Source organism: Nonomuraea fuscirosea (genome assembly GCF_035917475.1).
In the GTDB taxonomy this organism is placed as follows: domain Bacteria; phylum Actinomycetota; class Actinomycetes; order Streptosporangiales; family Streptosporangiaceae; genus Nonomuraea; species Nonomuraea fuscirosea.
Window position 1 is genome coordinate 4,384,662 of record NZ_CP109074.1, and the last position, 15,974, is coordinate 4,400,635.

Below are 15,974 nucleotides of genomic sequence, written 5' to 3' on the forward strand. Positions count from 1 at the left end.
ACGGCACCGACCGTCTCGCCGACAGGTACCTGAACAACCCCACGCGAAACCGTTCGGACCTAGGTATCGTCCCGCAGGCCAGCACGTGTCCCTTCCGACAACCTCATGCGGAAGGGACACGCGGAGCCACCCGCGAGTGAACGCCTCCGAGCATGGCGCGCGAGGTCAGCGCGGCGGTAGCAGCCGGGGCACCAGGCGGACGTAGACGACCATGCCCATCACCTCCACCAGGGTCTGGGCGACCACCACCGCAGCGGCGATGGCCAGCGCGTCCGGCAGCGCCAGCGCGAGCGGTAGAACGACCAGGGAGTTACGGGTGGCGCCGGTGAACACGATCGCCCGCCCGGCCGGCACGTCCAGCCGGAACAGGCGGCCGACGGCCAGCCCGGCGACAGCCATCACGGCCAAGAACAGCACGTAGAACGGCACCACACCGGCCACCGCGGCCAGGTTGCCATCCAGCTTGGGCACCTGCGAGGTGACCACCGTGATCAGCGTGGCCGCCATCAGCGGCACCATCGCCGCGCCCGCCCCGTGGGCGACCGCGCGCCCGGCCGGGCGGCGGGCCGCCCACGCCTGGGTGAGCCAGGCCAGCGCCAGCGGGATGACGATCAGCACCACGAACGCCTCGAGAAACGGCCCCGGCTCGACCACCGCGGTCAGCTGCTCGCCCATGAACGCCACCAGCAGCACCGGCAACGCGAGCATCTGAGCCAGCAGCAGCAGCGGCGTGGCGGCCAGCAGCCGCCGGGCATCGCCCCCGGCCAGCCCGGAGAAGACGATCACGTAGTCGACGCACGGCGTCAGCAGCACCAGCAGCACGCCGAGGCGTACCGCCAGGTCGGCGGGCAGGAAGGCGAACATGGCCGCGACGACCAGCGGCACCACGGCGAAGTTCACCACCAGCGCGGCCGCCAGGAACCGGCCCGCGCGCAGCGAGCGCACCAGGTCGGCCGCGGGCACCTGCAGGAACGTCACATACAGCAGGGCCGCCAGCACCGGGTTGATCGCATGCTCCAGCACCGGCCCCAGCCCGGGGGCGGCCCACCCCGCCACGGCACCGGCGGCGATCGCCCCCACGTAGACGGCGACCTGGTGCCGCTCCATCCCCGCCACCATCCCCGCCAGCGTCCCCGCCGCCGGGCCGGGCACCTGCTGTGCCTGCTGCGTCACCGCTCATCTCCCGCTCGTGCCGTCCCATCGCCGGAGGTGACGGTACCGGCGCGGCCTGACCTGTTCAGGGCCGGGGGCGTGGAGCGGCGGTGCAGCCACCACATGCCCGCCGCGGCGGCGATGAGCAGCCCGGCGCCGATCAGCACCGGCAGGGCGCAGCAGGCCGCGCACGCCAGGAAGGCGATGGCGGCGGTGACCTTGCTGCGCAGCGGCGGCCCGCCGCCGTCGGTGATGCGCTCGCCCGGCCCGCCGCCGCGCGTGGAGAGAGGGACGGTGACGGGTCCGGTGGACGCGCGGTGGTCGTGGTCGGTGCTCACAGCGGTCAGCTCTCCTCATGAGGGTTGGAGGCACGGTTGCCTTCGGCCAGGTCGGCGAACGGCAGGGGGCAGTCGGGGCAGGTGCAGTGGGTCAGGCTGTCGCAGCCCGCGCTGACCACCTGGACGAGCGCCGCCCGGATGGTGGTCAAGCCGGCGATCTTCGCCTCCACCTCAGCGATCTTGGCCTGGGCGCGCTCCCGCAAGTCCGGGGTGGGATGGCCGCGCCGGCCGGTATCGATCAGCTCGGCCACCTCCTCCAGGGTGAAGCCGAGCCGCTGCGCGGCCTTGATCACCGTCAGCAGGGTGACGGTCTCCGGCGGGTAGGCACGGTGCCCGCCCGGGCTGCGCCCCGGTTCGGCGATCAGCCCCCGGCGCTCGTAGTAGCGCAGCGTCTGCAGGTTGACCCCGGCCTGCTCGGCCACCTGCCCGCTGCGCAGATACGCCCCGCCCCGGCCGCCCTGCAGCACGATGTCCTGCCTCACGACGGCCGCCCCGCCACGGCGGCCGCCCCGCTGATCGTGCTCGCGCGGCTGCCCTCGAAGGCCAACCCGGCCTGCGCCCAATCCTCCTTGCCGCCCGCGTAGACGCGCACGTCGGCGTACCCGAGCCGGACGAACGCCGCAGCCGCTATCTTCGAGCGGTTGCAGTACGGGCCCGAGCAGTAGACCACCACCGGGGCGGCCCGATCGGGCGCCACCCGCTCGGCCAGCTCGGCCGACACCTGATCCGGCACGTTGCGCGCGCCAGGAAGGTGCTCGGCGGCGAAGGCGTCAGCCGGTAGTGCCTCCACCAGTTGCACGCCCCCGCTCTCCAGCAGGGCGAGCAGGTCCTCACGCGTGATGCGCTCCATCACCAGCCTCCCCTCACGGCCGCGTTCCGCGGCCGGCTCACCAGCGCTTCACCCGAGCGCCTCACGAGCGCGCCGCCGCGCCGGCGCGCTCGCTCAGCGCGTCCAGCACCTCGATGTGCTCGGCCGGGACCGTCACCTCCAGCGCCAGGCTGCCGTCGGCGATGGTCAGGGTGAAGGTGAAGAAGGAGCAGCAGCCGTTCTCCCGCGCGGCCAGCTCGGCGGCCCGGGCTGCGTGCTCCGGGCTGAAGACGAGCTCCAGCCGCAGCCGCGTCGGCTCGGGGCGCTGCACCGCCTGGACCGCCTCGGTGAACAGGGCGTCGAACTCGGCCACCCGCAGCGGCTGCTCGGCGGTGGGCAGAGTGCACGCGGAGGGAGCCCATCCCAGGTCAAGGGCGACGTTCTGTGTCATACCTCGACGGTAAACCTGTACCTAGGTACCGGATGCAAGTCCTGCGACCGGACCGTTCTCCCACCGCAAGAACCCGACCGCCGGTGGTCCGCTCAGGCCGCGGTGAGGTCGAGCCGGGTGTCCATGTCCAGGCGGAACCGGCCGTAGGGGTTCACATGAGCCCAGAACAGCGGGCTGAGCGCGCGCCGGTCCTCCTCGGTGAGCTTGCCGGCCCACTGCGGATCTCGCAGAACGGCCTGAAGGAGCTGGGTATTAATGAACACCAATGCCGACTGCAGCAGGTGCAGGGTGAGCATGGACACCTCGGCGTGCTCACGATCGGCCCCGGTCAGAACTCCTTCGCGCCCGTAGAAGATCTTGTCGTTGGCGCTGTTCCAGTTCTCCACGACCTGCAAGCCGCTGTTGATCTCCCGGCGTAGCTGCTCATCTGCGAGATAATCGCAAGCGAAGATCGTGCGCACGACCCGGCCGAGTTCCTCCAAGGCCAGGTAGACCGGATGCTTGGGCCCGTTCCCCTTCATGAAACGGCGCAGCACCTGCTCGGTCTCGGCCGTCCGCAGTCGCAGCGCTGTCGCGTACTTGATCATCTGGTCGTAGTTACGGGCGATGAGCTCCCAGTCGATCGGCCGCTTCTTGAGCATCTTGTCCACCCTCGGCCAAGAGGTCGCAGTGGCCTCAGGGCTGTACAGCTCGATCGCGCCGATGTTCTTCAGCCGCGGCAGCAGCTTGAATCCCAGCAGCTCGGTGAAGGCGAACCCGACCGTGGTCGCGCCATGAGTGTCGGTGTAGTTCGCCTCGACCTCGGCGTTGGTGCAGTGCCGCAGCAGGCCCTCGATCATCGCCGCGACCTCGGAGGAGGAACACGACTTGAGCTGGGAGTAGATGCACAACCGGCCCTTGTCGACGTGCCAGTAGATCATCACGCCGTATCCGCCGTAGCGGGCGTGGAACTCAGTCATCAGGTTGGAGTCCCAGGAGGCGAACCGCTTGGAGTCTGAGGCGGTGCTGGTCGCCTCACCCCACCACGTGGGATCGCGGGCCTCCAAGGTGGCGTTGGCCACCGCCACGATCGCCGCCCGCAGGTTCTCCCGGGTGACATAGGTCGCGCGCACGTGCCGCAGCGCGGCCTCGTCCTGGCCGTGGTCGCCGGTCGCGGCCATCTGCCGGATCCCCATGTTCGTGCCCAACGCGAACAGCACCAGCAGCAACCGGCGGTTCAGGGTCTGCCTGTCCAGCACCTCGCGAGTGGCCACCGAAGTGAAGGCGTCGGTGAAGTCGGTGATGAAGGCGGTGTCCTTGAGGATGTCGAGCAGGTCGATGGTGCCCCACCGGCGCTGGACCTCGGCCTTGAGCTTGCCGAGATTTCTCGGCTCGGGCAGCTTGTCGAGCTTCGGGACGCTCACCCACGGCTTGCCGCCCCGGGTGATGATCCGCACCCCGCCGGTACTGCCCTGGGTCAGGCCGGTGTTCAGCTTGTCCAGGGCGGCCCGCATCCGCGTCTTCAGGCCGGTGATGAACTCCGTGGCATCCAGCGGTTTGGCCAGCGCCGCGTAGTGCACGTCCCGGTTGTCCTCGAAGTCGCCGGGCAGGTCCTCATCGGGGTCACGCCAGCGGCCGGCGCCCTCGACATAGATTTCGCGGCGGCGCAGCGCGTCCTTCAGCGCGATCAGCACGCACAGCTCGTACGGGATGCGCTCCACCCGGCCGCCGTCGTCGACGACGCCGTCCAGCCAGGCCTTGGGCACCACCCCGTCGATCGGCACCGTCTCGGCCGCGGCGTAGTGCCGCTGGTCGGAGTCGACGCCCGCGTAGCGGGCCAGCAGTTCGATCGCGTCCATCACCGGCCGGTAGGCGGTGTTGTGACACTTGAACTCCAGCGCGGCCAGCAGCGGCGCCAGCATCCGCCGGTAGTAGTGCGAGTAGGAGCCGCGCAGCTGGTAACGGATTCGCTCGGCGACCACGCGCTCGGTGGCCATCAGCTCCTTGGCCAGTGCCCGCAGCGTCTTCTCCCCGCCCGGCACCGCGGGGAAGACCACCTGCCGGACCGTCTCATCGGGCCTGGTCAGCGCGGCGTTCACCATCTTGGTGAAGATGCCGCGCTTGCCGGGCACCGCGGCGAGCTGCCCGATCAGTTCCTTTTCCACCCGCCGCTCGGCACGGGCGTTGATCCGGTGGATCAGCCCGATCAGCAACTCCACCAGCCCGTCCACGAGTTCGGCCTGCCGCGTCCAGCACAACGCCGCCAGCAGCGTGTAGCGCACCGGCGGCGAGCAAGCCGCAAAGTCCGAGGGATACATCCGCATCGCCCGGCCCCGCCACGCCGCCACGATCTGATCGGAGATCTCGATGAACACCGCCTCACCCAATCCCAGAGAGCGAGCGGTCGCCAGCTTCCCGATCTCCACCAGCAGGGTGTCCAGCCCCAGCGGCCCCGGGTCGGCCTTCAACTCGGCCAGCACGTGCGGCCGAGCCAGCAACTCCTCCAACCGAGCACACACGATCGGGCCAAGCCGCGCCATCCCCTGCTCGGCGAAGGACTCCTCGAAACGGCGGCACCCGGAATTGACAACCCGCTCCACCTGGCCACTGGCCGGCGGTTCGATACTCGTGCTTCGGCACCGCTCCCGCACCGCCTCGGCCAGGCGATCACGGTTCGTCTCGACCGGGCACACCTCATCGGCCAGCCACTGGGCCAGCCGCTCCTCATCGGCCTCGGTCGCCGCGCGAGTGCCGTACCTCTTGCGAATCTGCGCCCGGTGACGCTCGATGGTCCGGCCTCGCCAGGAGTACTTCGCCAGCAGCCCCGGCTCGACCTTCACCAGCGACGCCACGTACTCCACCGCAGCCACCGGGATCTCCTCGAGATAAGCGGGAAACCGACCCTCGATCTCGTAGAACTTCAAGATCAAGGCGAAACCGAGTCTGCCGGCCTCCACCTTTTCCCCGACCAGGTCCCAATCGCCCTCCACAAGGGTCCACGCGCTGATCAGCTCATCCTGTTCCCAGTCGGTACGCACGTCGGAGTCCTCCCCAGGCCGATGCCATCAACGGGCGCGATCACCATCGAGAAGCCCGAGCGGGTTACCGGAAGGTATGCGTCACCTGAGACAACTACGTACTGAAATCGATAGCTAACTCTTCGCATATCGCCCAAGTAGCCTCAGGACCGGGGTGGCGGCTCGCCGTAGCTATAGGAGGTCCAGGCCGTCACCAGAGCCAGCGCTCCCCAGGTCAGCATTCCGGCACCGATGAACACCAGTCCCACATGTTCACCGGTATTGATGACCGGAGCCCAGGGATTCGGATCGATGACCCCCGACGCCGAGCCCGCCATCCCGACCAGCCCGAGGGCAAGACCGACCCCGGCCAGGACCAGACCAAGAAGTTCCAGGCGGCGATGCCGTCCGCGCAGGGCCAGGTACAGGCCGATGGCCCCCAGGGCCATGAAGGCCACGCTGACGGGGACGCCGACCCGCAACGGACCACGCAACGGCGTCACCATGCTGATCAGGAACACGGCGCCGCCGACGGCGGCCGCGATCCTGGACCAGCGGGCGAAGGTGATCGAGAACTGAGCCGTGGTCAGCTTCATGACGCCATCATGCGTCCCGGCCCGCAGTCCAGGAAGGCCACCGGAGGCAGGCAGCGTGGTTAACGCTCCCTCTGGCCGTCCGCTTGCCCCTCGTACCCGGCCGGCAGGTAGCTGGGGCGATCCTGGGCCGCGTCCCAGTTCAGCTCACCCTGCTGGCTCAGCCCGTCCGGGCCGGCACATCCGACACGCCGTTTCGTGGCCACCCCCTTGCCCGTCGATCGAAGGTGTGGAGAAGATCCGCCATGAAATCGCGGGCACGGCCCTGTGGGCCTGCCTCCGCCCATGTGACACAGAACTTGTATTATCTGTCACAGCGACCCTCTGCGGACCGTGTCCGCCCAGCTCGGTGTCCGCCGCCGCGACGGCGACTCGGCTACATTATGTGTCACATCGCCTGCCTGGAGGACGTCCGTGTCCGTCGTGTCCTTCCCCGGCCCGCCGCTCCCGGCCCGCCGCTCCCGGCCGCTGGACCCCCGCGCGGTCCCTCGCCCGCCGCGCCGATGAAGGCGCCGCTGACCGCCGTGATCGAGCGCTTCCTGGAGTCGGTGCAGGCGGCCACCACCCGCGCCGGCTACGCCGAGACCCTCGCCCGCCTGACCGCCGTAGCCGGGCCTCAGTATCCGGTCGCCGCGCTGACGCCCGAGCAGTACGCCACGGTGATGGACCGCTGGACGAGCGCGGCCGCCGCCACCTGGAACCGGCACCTGTCCGCCTTGGTCTCCTTCACCACCTGGGCCCAGCGCCAGGACCTGCTGGCCACCAACCCCGCCCGGCGCCTGGAGCGGCGCAAACCCGCCCGCCGCGGCGACCGCGCCATCCCGGCCACCCGGCTGGACAAGCTGTTCACCGACCCCGCACACGCCCTGCGCGAACGGGTGCTGTGGAGGCTCCTGTACGACACGGCCGCCCGCGCCGAGGAAATCCTCAGCCTCAACGTCGAAGACCTCGACCTGGAGTTCCGCCGCGCCCGCGTCGTCTCCAAGGGCGGCGCCATCGAATACGTGCACTGGGCCACCGTCACCGCCCGGCTCCTGCCCCGCCTGCTAGCCGGCTGCACCGCCGGACCGGTGTTCCTGGCCGACCGGCGCGCCCCCACCTCCGGAACTCGCGCGCCCGCCCGCGGTGACATCTGCCCGACCACCGGGCGAGGGCGGCTGTCCTACCCGCGCGCCGAATACCTGTTCAAGACCGCCTCCGCCGACCTCGACCCACACCGGCAGGGATGGACCTTGCACCAACTCCGGCACAGTGCGTTGCAACATCTCGCGCAGGCCGGACGGACCGCCCCGGAGCTGCAGGCCAAGAGCCGCCACCAACACCTGGCCAGCCTCGGCCGCTACGTCCGCCTGGGCGAGGAGACCTCCGCACGCATCACCGCCGAAGCCGACCCCGCCCAGCGCCGCCGTCCCCGCTGACCTCCAGCCCACGCGCGGGAGCGAACGCGGTCAGGAAGACTCCCGGAACCGGCAGCACCTGGTCATTGTCAGCGTCAGACTCGACTAGGTACCCGGCCTTGCGCAGGTCTTCGGAGTACCGGGCGAGTTCGGCGTTGAGGAACCTGCTGACAGCCGTTCGCTGAGAACGATCAGCGCCAGGCGGGAGAGTGAAAACAATTCCCAGTTGAAGACCTTAGCGATCACGATGCCGACTCGGTGGTGATCGGCCCTACAGCTGCAGGTGCGTTATGCGTGGTCCGCGGCGTCGGCTCGACCATAGGCGTCATCCCCATGTGAAGGCTGACACGGCAGGGTCACGCTCAGGCACCAGCCGCCGTCGCCATGTGGGCCCGCTGACAGCGTCCCCCCGAGGGCGTCGGCCCGCTCGCGCATGCCCATCAGACCGTGTCCGGAGGAGGGCAGCGATTGCCGTTCGGCCGGGGGCCGCTCGTTGATGATCTCCACGGCCATGCTGCCGTCCCGCATGCGCAAGGTGACGTCGACCTTGGTGCCCGGACCGGCATGCTTGAGCACGTTGGTAAGCCCCTCCTGCACGATGCGGGCGGCCGAGGCCCGGACGACCAGCGGCGCGTCGTCGGTCGCCGGATCGACGTCGAGCTCCACCGTCAGACCGGCCTGAGATATGCGCTCGGCCGAGTCACGGATCACGTCTCCCGGGTCGGCGAGCAGGTCGGGCCCTTCCTCAGCGTCCCGCAGCACTGCGAGCAGAGCGCGCAGGTCCTCCAGGACCTGATGGCCGGTGTCGCGGATGTCGCTCAAGGCTTGCGCGGCCGGCCCGTCAGAGACCGCGAATCGGGCCGCTCCGGCCCGTAGGACGATGGCACCGACGTGGTGGGCAACGACGTCGTGCACCTCGCGCGCAAGGTGCTCCCGCATGGCCAGCTCGTCGGCCCGCAGCTGTGTCAGGACGAGCCTTTCGTACTGCTGGACCCGAAGCCTCTCCGACGCCGCCGCGACCTGCCGGGCGTGCAGATAGCGGCCGATGGACACAGGAGTGATCGTCACGATCAGCAGGACGAGTGCCCTGAGTGGGATGTCCTTAGGCGCGCCGCTGACGGCGATGGACAATCCCAGCCCGTAGGCGACCAGGTAGATCAGCGCCGTCCATGCCCACGAGATGACTCGCATGGAGAAGACCGCCACGCTGATGAACACCAGGACCAGGACCGCGCTGGCCGCCCCGGCCAGGTACTGGCCGGCGGCCAGCAGCGCCAGGCACTCGACGGCGAAGACCAGCGCGGGCAGCCTGCGCGCCATCCCGAGCGCTGACCCGGCCACGATGACGAGCAAGCCATTCAGCCAAAGGGGCTGCGCACTGGTGTGCCAGCTCGTCCAGCTTCCCAGCACGGCCAGCGCCATGCCGCCACCGGCAAGCAACACGTCCGGCGTGGCATCCGGCTCAGGCAGGCGCCCCGCCGGCCCGCGCAAGTAAGCGCCGACTAGCGCGGGCAACAGGCTGACCACCACTGACAACAGCCAGCGTCGTGGGGTGAGCGCCATGCCGGGATCGGCCAGGTTGAGTGCGGTGGCGACGGTCCCACACAGGATCGCCACGGGTACCAGCCGGCGGCGGGAGCGATGGCCGACCAGCGCTATCGACACGCACAGCAGGATCTGGGCGGTGTTGGAGGTGAACGCGCCGATGTGGTCGGTGTAGACGAGGAGGGCGGCAAGGTAGCACGCGACGCTGAACGGGAAGCGCCGGACTGCCGCCATCGGGGCACCGACCAGCACAGAGAAGATCATGACCAGCCAAAGTGGAGCTGCAGGACCGGCGGTCTTACCCGACAGGAGCAGGTCCAGCCCGATCCCGCAGGCACCCAGCGCAAGGTTGATCCATAACCCTTTCCACCGCATGCCAAGACCGTACCGGGGAACGAGCTGAGGGATCTTCACGACCTGGAGCGATCTCGCTGCAATCAAAATCCTTCTCAGCGCCAACGACTGTCCGCCGGTTCCTCACCCCCGGAGTTCCTGCGCGGACGCTTCACCGTCATCGGCACACGCGACGTGGAACGGCCGTCCATCGCCGCCGCCCTCAACGACGAACCCGCCGTGGCGCTCGCTGAACTCCCGACGCCCCGCCTTGCGCAGCACCGTCCGGATGACCTCAGCATCCCGGTCCCGCGCCGTCCACAACGGGCGACCGCCCGCGCCGTACCCGAACTCCGGCTTGTCGTCGCTCATGGTCAACACCGTAAGCGAATCGAGACCTTGGCCATAGGGGTCCGTATGAATCCAGGTCAGAGGATACTTCGTTGGAAATTTCTTCATTGCTACCGGGACCCCCGAAACGACCACGAAAACGACCACGAATCGCAATCGTGATGTCTCATTCCGTTACCTGGCGGCTGGGGACATCTTTGGTTGCGACATGAGGTCGCACGTTGTGAGTGGTCACGAGAAGGGAGGCCCGACGATGTCGGGACCGTGATCCAGGTCAGTGTCTGAGACCTGTCCCTGCTCTGGCGTGCGCTGCGGGTAATCGTGGGGTGCGGAGCCCAGAGGAAAGCCCAAGGGTGCCCGTTCCGTCCGGGGGCCACAGGCGAGGGGAAGGCTGGAAGGGCGAACGACCGTGAATCCTTGCTGATGCCTCGTCATGTCCACACTGCGGGACGGGTTGCTGACCGTGGTGAACAGGGGCCGAGCCGTTGGAAGGCGGCGAACGGCGGCCGGGGACCGAACCCGGACCGTGCAGACACCGTTGCCCTCGGGGTACAGAGGACGCCCGATCCCAGCCGTGTCTTATGCGTGCGGAACATGGAAACTCCGTCGGGGTCCGCTCCAGGTTTGACCTGAGCGGTAGGCCGACCGTGAGGAGAGCTGAACTCCCCGGCGGGAACAGGATGCCCAAGAAGCCAAGGCCGGCGGCCGAAAGGCAGCGGGAGACCGGGACGGCAAGGTCGCTTCCTCCAGCGACGGTCTCGGATAACCGGCCGGATACCGGGCACGGTGCCCGGGCCCGAAAGGGCGCTGACGTGGGCAGGTGAGCCTTTGACGACGAAGCACCGACTCCGCTGGAGCCGAGGGACAAGTTGGACGCCACATGGTGAACGGACCCGAGGATCTGCTGCGCCTGGACGCCGAGAAGTGGGAGACCATCGACTGGCGGGCGCAGGAAGAGCAGGTACGGCGGCTGCGGCGCAGGATCTTCAAGGCGGTTCAGGAGGAGGACTGGCCCAAGGTCAGGAACCTGCAGAAGCTGATGCTGCGCAGCCGGGCCAACACGCTGGTGAGCGTGCGGCAGGTGACGCAGCGCAATGCCGGCCGCAAGACCGCGGGCATCGACGGGGAGGTCGCGCTGACCTCCGAGGCCAGGGCCGGGGTGGCGGTGCGTGTGCACGCCACGATCGGTTCCTGGAAGCCGCGCGCGGTCAGGCGGGTGCACATCCCGAAAGTCAGCAACCCCGCCAAGCTCCGCCCGCTCGGCATTCCGGTGATCATGGACCGATGTCATCAGGCACGGGTCCGTAACGCGCTGGAACCCGAGTGGGAGGCCCGGTTCGAGCCCCGATCGTATGGGTTCCGGCCAGGCCGGAGCTGCCAAGACGCGATCCAGTCCATCTTCCAGGCCACCAGTCAGAAGCTGGCGAAACGGATGTGGGTACTGGATGCGGACCTGGCGGCGGCGTTCGATCGCATCGACCACACCCGGCTTCTGGAGGCCATCGGATCCTTCCCCGCCAGGGACATGATCCGGGACTGGCTGAAGGCCGGGGTGTTCGAGAAGAGCACGGGATTCTCACCGACCGACGAGGGCACCCCTCAAGGCGGCGTGATCTCCCCGTGCCTGCTGAACGTCGCGTTGCACGGGCTGGAAGAAGCCGCCGGGGTCAGCTACCGAACGGACGGCTGCCATGCCGGAGAGACGGTGGCAGGACGCCCGATAGTGGTCCGCTACGCCGACGACATGATCGCCTTGTGCCACTCCAGGCAGCAGGCCGAACAGGTTAAGGCACGCCTTGCCCAGTGGCTGAGACCCAGGGGTCTGGTCTTCAATGAAGATAAGACCCGCATCGTTCACCTCACCCAGGGGTTCGAGTTCCTGGGCGTCCTCATCCGCCGCTATCCCAACGGCAAGACGCTGACCACACCGAGCCCCTCGGCGGTCAGGCGGCTGAAGCTGCGACTCGCGGCCGAAATGCGCAGCCTGCGCGGCTCGAATGCGCAGGCGGTCATCGCCCGGCTCGATCCCATCGCGCGGGGCTGGGCCGCCTACTACCGCAGCATGGTCTCGTCCAAGGTGTTCACCGCCCTGGACAACTACGTATGGAGGCTCACCTTCAAGTGGGCCAAGTGCGGCCATCCGAACAAGCCGAGGCGCTGGATCGTCGACCGGTACTACGGCAAGTTCAACAAGTTCAGGAACGACTGGTGGGTGTTCGGCGACCAGGAGACCGGCGCCTACCTCACCAAGTTCGCCTGGACCCCCATCGTCCGACACATGCTCGTCCTGGGCCGAGCATCCCCCGATGACCCTGCCCTGGCCGAGTACTGGGCCAAACGGCGTGCTCGGGTGAAGCCTCCGCTCGATCGCTACAGCCTCCGCCTGCTCACCAAGCAGGACGGCCGCTGCTCGCTCTACGGAGACCACCTGCTCACGGCGGATCAGCCACCCGAATCGCCTGAACAATGGGCGCGATGGTGGTTGAACGTCGTCCGACGCGCGGTAGCAGCCGACTATCTGACGCACCATGGACGGCCCGGTCCGACCGGCGATGGCCAGACCCGCCTTGTTCACGCCTCCTGCCATCGCGGCCACCTCGCCCGCCTGCGCAGGAGCTCAGCACAGCGCACCTGAACCGCCCTTCGCGGCTTGCTTGAGCCGTGTGCCGCGACGAGTGGCACGCACGGTTCTGAGGGGGCCCCGGTGCAGCAATGCACCGGGGCTACCCGGCGAGCGGAGTGCCGGCAAGGCGGTGGCCGGCATCGCCCGCGACAGCGGCGTCACCCACCTGGTCTGCAGCTTCGTGGGCGGCGCCGAACGCGGGACCGGCATCGACCACTTCGAGAGCAAGGCCGAGATCGAACAGCACATCCTGGCCCTCGGCGTGCCCGCCACCATCCTGCGGTCGGCGTTCTTCATGAACAACCTGCTGCCTACGCCGACGCCGTGGGCGAGCGGCTCCTGGCGCTGCCCGTCAAGCGGGACAAGCCGAGCCGAAGAGGGGATACCAGGCCGATATCGCGGCCCTGCGCCGGCGGCATCCGGATCTGCTGACGTTCGAGCGGTTCCTCACCCGGCGAACTGAGGGGCCACAGTGATTCAGGGGTGTGGAGCCTTCGGGAATCCGGTCCAGCGGAGTTCGGGGCGTAGATGGCTCATGTCGTTGAACATGCCGATGCTCGGAAGCGCGCCCGGCCGGTATTCGATGACGGTGAGAGCGGCGTTGGCGCTGCTGAGCCCGAGCCAGCGTACGGGTGGTGCGTCGAGGGCGTCACGGATGAGCCACGCGATCGGATAAGCGTGGGTGATGAGGAGTTCGTGTTCGTCGTTCTGCTGCTCGGGTGCGTGGGCGAATCGAGCGGTGAGACTACGGGCGATTTCACGGCCCGCAGCCGCGTCCTCCGGGGAGTAGCCGTCGAAAAATGCCCTCCATGACGGCGGAGTCTCCTCCAATTCCGGCACATAGGGTACGTGGTCGATGAGTTCAGGGGCCTCGGCGACGGAGGTGATGCCGCTGAAGAACAGGTCGATTTCGTGGGCTGTGTCGGCGGCTCGTGGGAGCGGGGAGTGCCAGACGGCGTCGATGGGAAGGTGCGCGAGACGCTTTCCCAGGGACCGGGCTTGTTCGCGGCCGGTGCCGGTGAGATTGCCGAGAGCGTCGGCGTGGCCGTGCCGGGCGAGGTAGAGATACCGGGTCGCCATGAACGCGCGGTCCTTTCACAGCAGGGTGATGGTTCCCGCGGTTCCGTCGAGGGCGATCCGGTGACCGTTCTCGATCCGGTTCAGCGCGTCGGCCACGCCGAGTACGGCGGGGATGCCGTACTCGCGGGCGACGATCGCGGCGTGTGAGAGCGCACCGCCGGTTTCGGTGACGACGCCGGCGGCGATCGTGAACAACGGCGTCCAGGCCGGATCGGTGTACGGACAGACCACGATTTCGCCAGGCCGCACGGCTTTGAAGTCCGATGGGCCACGAACGAGACGAGCGGCCCCCATGACCTTTCCGTGTGATCCCGGCGTTCCCGTCAACGCGCGGGCGGGGAAAGGCGATGCGGAAACTCGGAGGGCGGGAAGTGAGGCGGTGATCGGGCGCGCTTGCAGCACCCATACGACGCCGTCCGCGACGGCCCATTCGACGTCCTGCGGGCCGCCCTGAATTTCCGCGATCCGACGCCCGAGCTCCGCCAGAATCGCCGTCGTGGCGTCGTCCAGTGTCCGCGCCTTCTGCTGCTCCGCCGCGACGGCGCTTTCGACGACGCCGCCGTGCTCAGGGTCGAGGTCGATGCGGGTTCGTTTGCCGCCGACCGTGCAGCGGATGGATCCGTCTGCCGCGACCTCATAGGTGTCGGGGTTGATGGTTCCGCCCACGACGCCAAGACCAAGACCCCAGGCCGCTTCGATCCGGGTCGGCTCTCCCGGCCGCTGGGGCGTGAACATGACCCCCGAGATCTCGGCCCCGATCACGCGCTGCACGAGAACGCCCATCCCGGGACAGGACGCCCCGGCGCCGACCGTCGCCCGGTTCCAGTAGTCGTTCACCCTCGCGGCATTCGCCGACGACCAGCAGGCGGCTATCGCCTCGCACACGCCCGCGCTCCCCCGAACGCCGATCACGCTCTCGTACTGGCCCGCCGCCGACGCGTCCGCCGTGTCCTCGTTCAAGGCCGACGAACGTACGGCCACCACGGGGTCGCCCAGACGTGCGAGCTCCCGCGCGACCGCCGCGCGAAGAGGCCGGGTGACCCGCACGCCCTGCGCGCCGCCATGCGGAACGACGAACCCGTCGGGCACCGGCAGCCCTTCGCGCAGCAGCAGGCCCAGCGTCGCCGCCTTCCCGCCGCAGTTCGCATGAGTCGCGTCGGCGAGTGCCGTGAGCATCGCATCACCTATCAACATTAAATTGACAACATTATGTTGATGCTAACAGGATGGGGCGCATGGAACGCAAGCACGACCTCGACCGTGCCGGCCGCGCCGACCACGCGCAGGCGCAACGGGAACGCGACGCCCGGGAGCGCATCATGGCCATCGGTGCGGATCACCTCGAACCGCGCCCGTGGCGGCCCGCCCCGGCTCCCCCTCCGGCGGCCGACCTGGCGCAGTACGCGCTCTGGCGAGCCGCGGACCTCGGCCCCGACGAGTTGCTGAGCGCGCTCGCGCTGATCCCGGCGGCACGGGCCGAGATCGAGGGCGTGGAGACCGGGCTGCTCTTCGTCGCCCGCAGCGCGGGATTGACCTGGGCGCAGATCGCGGACGCCATGGGTTTCAACTCTCCGCAAGCGTGCCAGCAGTATGTGAACCGGCTCACCGCCCGGCAGGACAAACGAGCATGAGCGACCAGTCGGCGCCGGAACTGCTCGTCCTGCACGCGGTACGACTCGTCGGTTACGCGGACGGCGAAGTGATCGCCGCGCGCGCCGGAACGGGACCGGCCGAAACACTTCGCCTGTTGCGCGAGGCCGAACGTGCGGGCTGGGTGCAGCACCTCGCCTTCGCGGACCTCGGTGGCTGGTCACTGACCGACACGGGGAAAATCGAGAACGAACGTCAGCTCACGGCCGAGCGCGAGCACGCCGACCCCGAGAATGCGATCGCAGCCGTTTATCGGGCCTTTCTCCCGCTCAACGCGCGATTGGTGCGCGCGGTCACCGACTGGCAGATCAGGCCGACCGACACCGACCAGTTCGCGCCCAACGATCACAGCGACGATGCATGGGACGGGGGCGTACTCGACGAACTGACGGCACTCGGCGCCGAGCTCGCCCCTCTGGCCGATCGCCTCAAAAAGGTGCTCCCACGTTTCGACGGATATATGGCTCGCTACGCGGCGGCACTGCGCCGGGGCATGCGCGGCGAGCACAACTGGATCGACAAGACCGACGTGGACTCCTGCCACCGGGTCTGGTTCCAGCTCCACGAAGACCTCATCGCCACCCTCGGCATCGACCGTCACGCGGAGAATGCCGGCCCGTAGGCGGGTAGATCACCTGATGCAGGGTGATTTGCGTT

16 protein-coding genes are annotated in these 15,974 nt (G+C 68.8%); 5 read left to right on the forward strand and 11 right to left on the reverse strand.

The features are described from left to right. Positions 1–165: 165 nt before the first annotated feature. The 7 genes from OIE67_RS20030 to OIE67_RS20060 form a co-directional block, all read right to left on the reverse strand. Entirely contained in the window at positions 166–1,173 is a 1,008-nt protein-coding gene (locus OIE67_RS20030) for an arsenic resistance protein (protein WP_326642502.1), read from the reverse strand. After that, a complete protein-coding gene (locus OIE67_RS20035) occupies positions 1,170–1,490 on the reverse strand; it encodes a hypothetical protein (RefSeq protein WP_326642504.1) in 321 nt (106 codons plus the stop codon). The genes OIE67_RS20030 and OIE67_RS20035 overlap by 4 nt, the downstream gene beginning before the upstream one ends. A gap of 5 nt (positions 1,491–1,495) precedes the next feature. Beyond that, positions 1,496–1,972: a MerR family transcriptional regulator gene (locus tag OIE67_RS20040; RefSeq protein ID WP_326642506.1), complete on the reverse strand. Its 477-nt coding sequence runs from the start codon at positions 1,970–1,972 to the stop codon at positions 1,496–1,498. Beyond that, the gene (locus OIE67_RS20045) at positions 1,969–2,340 is read right to left on the reverse strand and encodes a rhodanese-like domain-containing protein (protein WP_326642507.1); all 372 of its coding nucleotides are present in this window, start codon (positions 2,338–2,340) and stop codon (positions 1,969–1,971) included. Before OIE67_RS20045 ends, OIE67_RS20040 begins: the two co-directional genes overlap by 4 nt. A 61-nt stretch (positions 2,341–2,401) precedes the next feature. Then, complete coding sequence (locus tag OIE67_RS20050) at positions 2,402–2,749, reverse strand: hypothetical protein (protein ID WP_326642508.1); 348 nt, start codon at positions 2,747–2,749, stop codon at positions 2,402–2,404. 92 nt (positions 2,750–2,841) lie between these two features. After that, on the reverse strand, positions 2,842–5,766 hold the full coding sequence (locus tag OIE67_RS20055; RefSeq protein WP_326642510.1) for a Tn3 family transposase: 2,925 nt from the start codon (positions 5,764–5,766) through the stop codon (positions 2,842–2,844). A 143-nt stretch (positions 5,767–5,909) separates the two neighbouring features. Next, the gene (locus tag OIE67_RS20060) at positions 5,910–6,341 is read right to left on the reverse strand and encodes a hypothetical protein (RefSeq protein WP_326642512.1); all 432 of its coding nucleotides are present in this window, start codon (positions 6,339–6,341) and stop codon (positions 5,910–5,912) included. Between the two features lie 500 nt (positions 6,342–6,841). On the opposite strand from OIE67_RS20060, the gene OIE67_RS20065 reads away from it, so the two are divergent. Beyond that, complete coding sequence (locus OIE67_RS20065; RefSeq protein WP_326642514.1) at positions 6,842–7,756, forward strand: tyrosine-type recombinase/integrase; 915 nt, start codon at positions 6,842–6,844, stop codon at positions 7,754–7,756. A gap of 267 nt (positions 7,757–8,023) precedes the next feature. Here OIE67_RS20065 and OIE67_RS20070 read toward each other — a convergent pair whose 3' ends face one another. Together OIE67_RS20070 and OIE67_RS20075 are read right to left on the reverse strand one after the other, a co-directional pair. Further along, positions 8,024–9,655, reverse strand: coding sequence for a sensor histidine kinase (locus OIE67_RS20070; protein WP_326642517.1), 1,632 nt, complete (start codon positions 9,653–9,655; stop codon positions 8,024–8,026). Positions 9,656–9,757: 102 nt separating this feature from the next. After that, complete coding sequence (locus tag OIE67_RS20075) at positions 9,758–9,985, reverse strand: hypothetical protein (RefSeq protein WP_326642519.1); 228 nt, start codon at positions 9,983–9,985, stop codon at positions 9,758–9,760. Between the two features lie 859 nt (positions 9,986–10,844). On the opposite strand from OIE67_RS20075, the gene OIE67_RS20080 reads away from it, so the two are divergent. Continuing rightward, the gene (locus OIE67_RS20080; protein ID WP_326642439.1) at positions 10,845–12,599 is read left to right on the forward strand and encodes a reverse transcriptase domain-containing protein; all 1,755 of its coding nucleotides are present in this window, start codon (positions 10,845–10,847) and stop codon (positions 12,597–12,599) included. After that, the gene (locus OIE67_RS55760; RefSeq protein ID WP_456094161.1) at positions 12,517–13,050 is read left to right on the forward strand and encodes an NmrA family NAD(P)-binding protein; all 534 of its coding nucleotides are present in this window, start codon (positions 12,517–12,519) and stop codon (positions 13,048–13,050) included. Before OIE67_RS20080 ends, OIE67_RS55760 begins: the two co-directional genes overlap by 83 nt. A gap of 14 nt (positions 13,051–13,064) precedes the next feature. Here OIE67_RS55760 and OIE67_RS20090 read toward each other — a convergent pair whose 3' ends face one another. Both OIE67_RS20090 and OIE67_RS20095 read right to left on the reverse strand, forming a co-directional pair. Next, the gene (locus OIE67_RS20090) at positions 13,065–13,667 is read right to left on the reverse strand and encodes a histidine phosphatase family protein (RefSeq protein ID WP_326642522.1); all 603 of its coding nucleotides are present in this window, start codon (positions 13,665–13,667) and stop codon (positions 13,065–13,067) included. A gap of 15 nt (positions 13,668–13,682) precedes the next feature. Further along, positions 13,683–14,843 carry a PEP/pyruvate-binding domain-containing protein gene (locus tag OIE67_RS20095; RefSeq protein WP_326642524.1) on the reverse strand — a complete coding sequence of 387 codons (1,161 nt, stop codon included), beginning with the start codon at positions 14,841–14,843 and terminating at the stop codon, positions 13,683–13,685. A 59-nt stretch (positions 14,844–14,902) separates the two neighbouring features. On the opposite strand from OIE67_RS20095, the gene OIE67_RS20100 reads away from it, so the two are divergent. Continuing rightward, positions 14,903–15,298, forward strand: a complete 396-nt coding sequence (locus OIE67_RS20100) for a DNA-binding protein (protein ID WP_326642526.1) — start codon at positions 14,903–14,905, stop codon at positions 15,296–15,298. Continuing rightward, positions 15,295–15,939, forward strand: a complete 645-nt coding sequence (locus OIE67_RS20105; RefSeq protein ID WP_326642528.1) for a transcriptional regulator — start codon at positions 15,295–15,297, stop codon at positions 15,937–15,939. Before OIE67_RS20100 ends, OIE67_RS20105 begins: the two co-directional genes overlap by 4 nt. Positions 15,940–15,974: the final 35 nt, after the last annotated feature.

Bases quoted from the DNA above. Each gene is read 5' to 3' on its own strand.
- OIE67_RS20045 (WP_326642507.1), bottom strand. From the start codon at position 2,340: ATGGAGCGCATCACGCGTGAGGACCTGCTCGCCCTGCTGGAGAGCGGG.
- OIE67_RS20050 (WP_326642508.1), bottom strand. From the start codon at position 2,749: ATGACACAGAACGTCGCCCTTGACCTGGGATGGGCTCCCTCCGCGTGC.
- OIE67_RS20060 (WP_326642512.1), bottom strand. From the start codon at position 6,341: ATGAAGCTGACCACGGCTCAGTTCTCGATCACCTTCGCCCGCTGGTCC.
- OIE67_RS20065 (WP_326642514.1), top strand. From the start codon at position 6,842: ATGAAGGCGCCGCTGACCGCCGTGATCGAGCGCTTCCTGGAGTCGGTG.
- OIE67_RS20070 (WP_326642517.1), bottom strand. From the start codon at position 9,655: ATGCGGTGGAAAGGGTTATGGATCAACCTTGCGCTGGGTGCCTGCGGG.
- OIE67_RS20075 (WP_326642519.1), bottom strand. From the start codon at position 9,985: ATGAGCGACGACAAGCCGGAGTTCGGGTACGGCGCGGGCGGTCGCCCG.
- OIE67_RS20080 (WP_326642439.1), top strand. From the start codon at position 10,845: ATGGTGAACGGACCCGAGGATCTGCTGCGCCTGGACGCCGAGAAGTGG.
- OIE67_RS55760 (WP_456094161.1), top strand. From the start codon at position 12,517: ATGGCCAGACCCGCCTTGTTCACGCCTCCTGCCATCGCGGCCACCTCG.
- OIE67_RS20090 (WP_326642522.1), bottom strand. From the start codon at position 13,667: ATGGCGACCCGGTATCTCTACCTCGCCCGGCACGGCCACGCCGACGCT.
- OIE67_RS20095 (WP_326642524.1), bottom strand. From the start codon at position 14,843: ATGCTCACGGCACTCGCCGACGCGACTCATGCGAACTGCGGCGGGAAG.
- OIE67_RS20100 (WP_326642526.1), top strand. From the start codon at position 14,903: ATGGAACGCAAGCACGACCTCGACCGTGCCGGCCGCGCCGACCACGCG.
- OIE67_RS20105 (WP_326642528.1), top strand. From the start codon at position 15,295: ATGAGCGACCAGTCGGCGCCGGAACTGCTCGTCCTGCACGCGGTACGA.